This is a genomic window from Emticicia sp. (assembly GCF_043780375.1).
Classification (GTDB): Bacteria; Bacteroidota; Bacteroidia; order Cytophagales; family Spirosomataceae; genus Emticicia.
The window spans coordinates 73,814-81,828 of the sequence record NZ_JAYWCU010000069.1; the positions used below are offsets into that span (position 1 = coordinate 73,814).

At 36.4% G+C, this 8,015-nt stretch carries 7 protein-coding genes; 2 read left to right on the forward strand and 5 right to left on the reverse strand.

Features of this window, described 5'->3' with window-relative positions:
* Positions 1–54: 54 nt before the first annotated feature.
* Positions 55–2,028 carry a DNA topoisomerase (ATP-hydrolyzing) subunit B gene (gene gyrB, locus ACH2CJ_RS05585; RefSeq protein ID WP_394991259.1) on the reverse strand — a complete coding sequence of 658 codons (1,974 nt, stop codon included), beginning with the start codon at positions 2,026–2,028 and terminating at the stop codon, positions 55–57.
* Between the two features lie 226 nt (positions 2,029–2,254).
* Here gyrB and ACH2CJ_RS05590 point away from each other — a divergent pair, with 226 nt between their 5' ends.
* Together ACH2CJ_RS05590 and ACH2CJ_RS05595 are read left to right on the forward strand one after the other, a co-directional pair.
* Positions 2,255–2,758, forward strand: a complete 504-nt coding sequence (locus ACH2CJ_RS05590; RefSeq protein WP_394991260.1) for a histidine phosphatase family protein — start codon at positions 2,255–2,257, stop codon at positions 2,756–2,758.
* A 105-nt stretch (positions 2,759–2,863) separates the two neighbouring features.
* Entirely contained in the window at positions 2,864–4,513 is a 1,650-nt protein-coding gene (locus ACH2CJ_RS05595; protein WP_394991265.1) for a S41 family peptidase, read from the forward strand.
* A 321-nt stretch (positions 4,514–4,834) separates the two neighbouring features.
* On the opposite strand, the gene ACH2CJ_RS05600 is transcribed toward ACH2CJ_RS05595, so the two are convergent.
* From ACH2CJ_RS05600 to rpsT, 4 genes are all read right to left on the reverse strand, one after another.
* Positions 4,835–5,119: a rhodanese-like domain-containing protein gene (locus ACH2CJ_RS05600; protein WP_394991261.1), complete on the reverse strand. Its 285-nt coding sequence runs from the start codon at positions 5,117–5,119 to the stop codon at positions 4,835–4,837.
* 80 nt (positions 5,120–5,199) lie between these two features.
* Positions 5,200–6,819, reverse strand: a complete 1,620-nt coding sequence (locus tag ACH2CJ_RS05605; protein WP_394991262.1) for an ABC-F family ATP-binding cassette domain-containing protein — start codon at positions 6,817–6,819, stop codon at positions 5,200–5,202.
* Positions 6,820–6,996: 177 nt separating this feature from the next.
* Positions 6,997–7,680 carry a DNA repair protein RadC gene (radC, locus tag ACH2CJ_RS05610; RefSeq protein WP_394991263.1) on the reverse strand — a complete coding sequence of 228 codons (684 nt, stop codon included), beginning with the start codon at positions 7,678–7,680 and terminating at the stop codon, positions 6,997–6,999.
* A gap of 203 nt (positions 7,681–7,883) precedes the next feature.
* A partial coding sequence (rpsT, locus tag ACH2CJ_RS05615; RefSeq protein ID WP_394991266.1) for a 30S ribosomal protein S20 occupies positions 7,884–8,015 on the reverse strand: 132 nt, incomplete at its 5' end.

Below are 8,015 nucleotides of genomic sequence, written 5' to 3' on the forward strand. Positions count from 1 at the left end.
AATGAATTTTGATAGTTAAAAAAAAGCCCTCCCCGTCGGGGAGGGCTGAGGCTGTTAAATATCTATTTTTGCATATTTTGCATTTCGCTCAATAAACTCACGTCGTGGAGCAACTTCGTCGCCCATCAACATTGCAAAAAGATGATCTGCTTCTACTGCCGATTCAACGGTTACTTGTTTCAAAGTACGCTTCTCAGGTCGCATAGTAGTTTCCCAAAGTTGCTCAGGGTTCATTTCTCCTAAACCTTTATATCGTTGAATACCCACATTTTCTTCTTTGCCACTTCCTGCCAAGCGTTTTACTGCGATTTCACGCTGTTCTTCTGTCCAGCAATATTGTTCTTCTTTGCCTTTTTTAACTAAATACAAAGGTGGTTGAGCGATATAAATGTAGCCTTTATCAATCAATTCTTTCATGTAGCGATAGAAAAACGTCAAAATCAAAGTTCTGATGTGACTACCATCAATGTCTGCATCGGTCATAATGATAATTTTATGATAACGAAGTTTGTCTATATTCAAAGCACGCTCATCACCGTCTCGTCCAATTTGGACACCCAAAGCGGTGAACATATTTTTTATTTCTTCGTTTTCATAAATTCTATATTCTTGGGCTTTCTCCACATTCAGAATCTTACCACGTAAAGGCAAAATTGCTTGAAATGCACGGTTTCGCCCTTGTTTAGCAGAGCCACCCGCCGAATCTCCCTCAACCAAATAAACTTCACAAATTGTAGGGTCAGACTCCGAGCAGTCGGCCAACTTTCCTGGTAAGCCACTACCAACCAAAACATTTTTACGCTGCACCATTTCACGGGCTTTTTTGGCGGCAATACGTGCTTTAGCTGCCAAAATTACCTTTTCTACAATGATTCTGGCTTCTCTTGGATGCTCTTCTAAGTAATTTTCAAGCATTTGAGAAACACATGAACTTACGGCTGTCGTAACTTCACTATTACCCAATTTGGTTTTAGTTTGTCCTTCAAATTGTGGCTCTTGTACTTTCACCGAAATTACTGCTGTCAGACCTTCACGAAAGTCATCGCCACTAATTTCTATTTTTTCTTTTGCCAAAATACCAGACTTCTCTGCATAACTTTTCAAAGTACGAGTCAAAGCCATACGGAAGCCAGAAACGTGAGTTCCGCCTTCGTGGGTATTAATATTGTTTACAAATGAAGATACGTTTTCGCTATAACCAGTATTATAAAGCATGGCTACATCAACAGGAACACCATCTTTGCTTCCTTCCATAAACATTGGCTCAGGAATCAAACGCTCACGACCAGCATCTATATACGAAACAAATTCAGCCAAACCACCTTCCGACTTAAATGTATCTGTAAGAGGTTCGCCTTTCTCGTCAATTTCACGCAAATCTTTTAAAATAAGTGAAATTCCTTTATTTAAGAAAGATAATTCACGCAAACGATTGGCAACCGTTTCATATTTATATTCGGTTACTGTAAAAATCGTATCATCGGGTTTGAAGGTAACCAATGTTCCAGTATCGTCGGTTGTGCCAATTTCACGTACAGGATAAAGTGGTTTTCCGATGCTATATTCTTGCTCAAAAATCTTTCCTTCTCTACGAACTTCCACTCTAAAAGCTATCGAAAGTGCATTTACGCAGGAAACCCCCACACCGTGCAAACCTCCCGAAACTTTATAAGTGTCTTTGTCAAATTTACCACCAGCGTGAAGTACCGTCATTACGACTTCCAAAGCAGATTTTTTCTCCTTTGCCATCATTCCTGTCGGAATTCCACGACCATTATCTTTTACTGTTACCGAATTATCTTCATTGATAGTCACATTAATCGTATCACAATGTCCAGCAAGGGCTTCATCAATGGAGTTATCCACAACTTCCCATATAAGATGATGGAGACCTTTTACACTAATATCACCAATGTACATAGCGGGACGCTTCCTTACTGCCTCTAATCCTTCTAGCACCTGAATATTTTCGGCACCGTAATCTGACCTTGATTTTTGAGGCTCAACGCCTTCCTGATTTTCTGCCATAATTTATTTTTTATGATTTTTACATAACAGATTTTGTCTGCTTATTATTTACTAACTTTGATACTCACAGTTTTTTGTGTAATTTAGATGTAAAGATACACATTTTTATCGAAATTTGAAAATAATTACTGAACATTACTGACATAAATTATTGATTGTTTATGCGATATTTTATCTGTGAAAGTTTAGCAAATTTTTGATATTTACTTACGAAAAAAAACAAAATATGAAGAAATTAATTATTCTTATTTTAATATTAACTTCTTGTAAGTCAACGTTTTATGTGGTGAGACACGGTGAAAAAGTTGATAATTCGGCAAATCCTCAATTAAGTGGATTAGGTCAAGAAAGAGCCGAAAATTTGAAAAAAGAATTGTTTGATAAAGGTATTTCGGCTATTTATTCGACCAATTATTTGCGTACCCAAAATACGGCTCAACCATTAGCAGATGCGAGAGGTATTTTAACTCAAATTTATGCCGCTAGTCCTGCCGATTCGATGCGAGTTTTTATTGAAAAACTGAAACAATTGAAAGGAAAAAATGTATTAGTAGTGGGGCATAGCAATACAACAAAATATGTAGTTAATGGGCTTTTTGAGCGTGAAACTTTGACAAATGATATTCCTGACAACGACTTTGACAATATGTATATTATTGAAAGAGTGTTTTTCCCAGTCAGAAAAATGCGTTTCTTTGCAAAGACTTACGGAAAAACTTCGCCTCAATAACATCTTTTGGTCAAGTTTTTGCGTTTACATAGAATACATGATTTTTTTAATGAGAAAAAAACGTGTTTTTTTACATTCACTCATTCAACATTCACTCATTAAATGATGAAAAACCTTCGCAGATTTACTTTAATTGCCTTAGCTATCGTTACAATTCCTTTTGTAGCCTTCAAATATGACGACCGCTATTTCGAGATAGCTAAAAACTTGGATATTTTCGCTACCATGTTTAAAGAGCTTAATGCTTATTATGTAGATGAAATCAATCCAAATAAAGCCATGCGTTTGAGTATCGAATCTATGCTCAAGCAACTCGACCCATACACGAATTTCTATCCCGAAGACGACATCGAAGATTATATGACCATGACAACAGGGAAATATAATGGAATCGGGGCAACGGTTTCGCACCGAGATAACAAACATGTGGTTGTGATGATATACGAAGGTTCGCCAGCCGATAAGGCAGGAATGAAAATAGGAGATGAGATTTTAAAAGTTGATGGCGTGGACGTAGTTTCTCGAAAAGGAGTTGATATTGGTCGCTTAATGAAAGGGCAAACTGGTACAACTGTAAAAATGTCGGTAAAACGTTTTGGGCAAAATTCGCCTTTAGATTTAGTCGTTGGGCGTGATATTGTGAAAACATTAAATGTGCCTCATTCGGGTATGATAAATGATGAAGTTGGTTACATTCAACTTAACGATTTTACTGCTACCGCTGCCAAAGAAGTAAAATCTGCTTTTTCAGATTTGAAAGGGCAAGGTATGAAGAAACTGATTTTGGATTTACGTGGTAATCCAGGCGGATTATTAAATATGTCGGTCGAAATCTGTAATGCGTTTTTGCCAAAAGACCAAATGATTGTGGAAACTCGTGGAAAAGTCGCCGAATGGAACCATAAATACATGGCTTTGGATACGCCTTTGGATACTGAAATGCCAATAGTGGCACTTATCAATAGCCAAAGTGCATCGGCTGCCGAAATCGTAAGTGGAACGCTTCAAGATTATGACCGTGCGGTTTTGATAGGGCAGCGTTCGTTTGGCAAAGGTTTAGTACAAACCACCCGTGATTTGAGCTATAATACCAAAATGAAAATTACAACTGCTAAATATTACATCCCCAGTGGACGTTGTATTCAAGCATTAGATTATAGCCACCGCAACGCTGATGGAAGCGTAGGGCGTGTGCCAGATTCTTTAAAAACAGCATTTAAAACAAAAAATGGGCGTACGGTTTATGATGGTGGTGGAATTGACCCCGATATAAAAACAGAAGTACCAATGATGGCTGCTGTAACGGTTAATTTGCTTCAAAAAAATGTAATATTCGATTATGCTACAAAGTATTATTTTGAACACGTTAATCAAAAGCCAAAAGAAAAATTCACTTTACAAGAGTCTGAATATCAAGACTTTGCAAATTGGTTGAAAGGTAGAGACTTTACTTATTCAACTGGAATGGAGCGTAACTTAGATAATTTGGAAGCCTCGGCAAAGAAAGAAAATTCATTAGATTTAGTGCAAGAACAAGTAAAATCTTTGCGAGAAAAAATCAATCAAGGCAAGCAACAAGACTTAATTAAAAACAAAGAAGATATAAAAGAGCAATTAGAAGCTGAAATTTTGAGCCGTTATTACTACCAAAAAGCAATGAAATTTGTTGCCTTCGACCGTGATAAAGAAGTGCAAGAAGCCTTAAAATTATTTAAAGATTTACCACGCTATAATGCAATTTTGAAAGGAAAATAATTGTAGAGGCATATGTCATACACCTAATTGTCAATAAATTTGCTTTTTTTTCAGAAAAGCAATACAATCTTTTTGATTTTGTTGTATTTTTGCAAGGTTAAAAATTTAAACTACATACGATTATGTTCGGTTATCAATATCCTACTTGGGTTCCAATTATGTTTTTCGTTGTTTTATTAGTTGCATCTTTTGCCGTTGGCAAATGGTTAGTAAAAAATGACAGAGATTATAAAGGATTCTAAAATGAGTGTAGCGTGCTGAGTGAAATTTACAGAATTTAGAGTGTTTTTTTTCAACTCTAAACTCTGTATTATAAACTCATCAAAATATTCCTTCTTCTAAGTGAAGAATTTTACTTTTTGGTAGTTTTTTTGCCAAAAATCTGGCTACAATACTACTTCTTGTGCCGTTTGAACAAGCAACTATGATTGTCTCGTAGCTCTCTAGTTCTACTAATCTTTCTGTAAGTTCATGTGGTGGAATATTGATTCCTCCGATATTGAAATCTGCAAATTCTGAAACTTCTCTTACATCTAGAAGTGCCGTTTTTGGCTCAGAAAGAATACTTTCTAAGTCACTTTGAGCTATTTCGGTGAAGTCGGGCATTGGCTTTTTTATTCCAAACCTGTAAGATTTCTTTCAGACGGAGTCCACTTAAAACTTACAGGTTTTTACGTCAAAAATTCTCACTTATAGAGTGCCTCACGTTGAGCTTTGATTTTTTCGTCGGTCAAGTAACCATCAAAATCAATCAATTTGTCCAAACAACCTTTCGGTGTCAATTCGATTACACGAGTTGCAACTGTTTGTGTCAATTGGTGGTCATGGCAAGTAAATAGAATGTTACTTGCAAAATCTTCCATTCCTTTATTGAGGGCTTGAATAGATTCCAAGTCTAAGTGGTTGGTTGGCTCGTCGAAAAGTAAAACATTTGCTCCCGAAAGCATCATTCTCGAAAACATACAACGTTGTTTTTCTCCACCCGACAATACCGTACATTTTTTCAAAGCCTCTTCGCCCGAAAACAACATTCTACCCAAAAATCCACGAATAAAAGTTTCATCTTTATCTACCGAATATTGTCTAAGCCAATCAACCAAATCAAGGCTGCCATCAGAGAAATATTCTGTATTTTCATTGGGCAAATAAGTGCTGGTTATTGTGATTCCCCACTTGAAAGTACCGCTAAATGCTTGTTTTTCGCCAGAAAGAATAGAAAATAGTGCAGAAACAGCCAAACCATCTTTACTTAAAAAAGCAATTTTTTCGTTTTTTGCCACTTGAAAAGTTAAATTTTTGAACAAATATGTGCCATCTTCTAACTTGTAACTCAAATTCTCGACCATTAAAATTTGATCGCCAACTTCACGCTCAGGTTTAAAACCGATGTAAGGATATTTACGAGATGATGGCTGAATTTGTTCAATATTCAACTTCTCAATCATTTTCTGACGAGCAGTTGCTTGTTTAGACTTTGCAACGTTGGCAGAAAAACGACGAATAAATTCTTCTAATTCTTTCTTTTTCTCTTCCGCTTTTTTGTGTTGGTCAGATTTTTGACGAGCAGCTAACTGACTTGATTCGTACCAGAAAGAGTAATTTCCACCATATATCGAAATTTTCTTGTAGTCAAGGTCAGCAATATAAGTACAAACATTATCCAAGAAATGTCTATCGTGAGAAACCACAATTACTGTGTTTTTGCAGTTCATCAAGAAACCTTCGAGCCACAAAATTGAATCAATATCTAAGTTGTTGGTCGGCTCATCGAGCAATAAAATATCAGGATTTCCAAACAATGCTTGTGCCAACAAAACTTTCACTTTATCCGAAAGATTCATGTCAGCCATAAGCGTATAGTGCGTATCTTCCTTAATTCCTAAGCCAGAAAGTAATGATGCGGCATCAGATTCGGCATCCCAACCATTCATATCGGCAAATTCGGCTTCTAATTCGGCAGCCCGATTTCCGTCTTCTTCGGTAAAGTCTTCTTTGGCATAAATGGCATCTTTCTCCACAATGATTTGCGATAAACGCTCATTTCCTCTGATAACTGTATTCAAAACTATTTCATCATCAAAAGCATTTTGATTTTGATTCAAAACTGACATTCTTTCACCTGGATCCATGCTCACATTGCCAGATGTAGGCTCAATTTCCCCCGAAAGAATTTTTACAAATGTAGATTTTCCAGCACCATTTGCTCCAATAAGACCATAAACGTTGCCAGACGTAAATTTGAGATTTACCTCTTCAAAAAGAGTTCGTTTACCAAAACTAAGTGAGATATTTGAGACTGTAAGCATTTCTTTTAATTATGAGTTATGAAGGGGTCACCTTAACGATTATGAGTTTTGAATTTTATCTATATTCATAGGGAGGAAACCACAATCCTATTTTGTTTTTTGTAAATAATAAACGGATAGTTGGAGTTTTAAAGCCAATCTATTAATAGCCTTGAGTTTTAAAACCAAAACAGCCTATTAAAATATTCCCTCATCGGCAAAGCTAAAATAGCCATTATCGCTAAAAATGAGGTGGTCAAGCACTGGAATATCAAGCATTTTGCCTGATTCTTTTACTTTTTTTGTTAAATCTTTGTCAGCTTGACTTGGTGTTAAGTTTCCCGAAGGATGATTATGAACTAAAATTATTGACGAAGCCAAATGTTCAATAGCGGCTTTGAAAATTATTTTTGGATCGGCTACAGTACCTGCTACGCCTCCGATACTTATTTGTTGAGGTCTGATAATTTCATTGGCACGGTTCAATAATAAAACCCAAAATTGTTCGTGCGATAAGTCCATCAAATGAGGGCGAATAGCTTCGTAGGCATCTGAAGATGAACTAACTTTTGTTTTTTTTGTCACTTCGCTGTCTTTTCTTCTTCGTCCCAATTCCAATGCCGAGGCTATAGAAATGGCTTTTGCATCTCCAATACCCTTAAACTTAATTAAGTCATTGATACTCAGTTTAGCAAGTTCGTTGAGATTATTATTGACACTTTGTAAAATCAATTTCGACAAGTCAACGGCTGATAAATCTCTTGAACCAGAACCTATCAAAATGGCAATTAGCTCGGCATCTGAAAGTGCCGCTTTGCCTTTCATCATGAGTTTTTCACGTGGTCGGTCTTCTTCTGCCCATGAAAGAATGTTGCTAATCATTGTATCAAGATACGAGATGTGAGATACTGGGTTTGAGATTTAAGACACGGAATTTGAGATAGTTAGCAAGAATAATAGAGAATATGTTTTTATTCTTGTATCTCAAATTTTATATCTAAACAAAAAATGCTCACGGAGAAACTTGTTTCCATGAGCAAAATATTGAATTTTGTGCGGTCGTTCTGTTGAACGGCACTACACAATTATGCTGCTAATCCAGCGATATGCTTTGCTAAACCTGATTTCAAGTTTGCTGCTTTATTTTTGTGGATAACGTTCTTACGAGCTAATTTATCCAAAGCCGAAGCTGCTGTTTTGAACAATTCTGTAGCGGC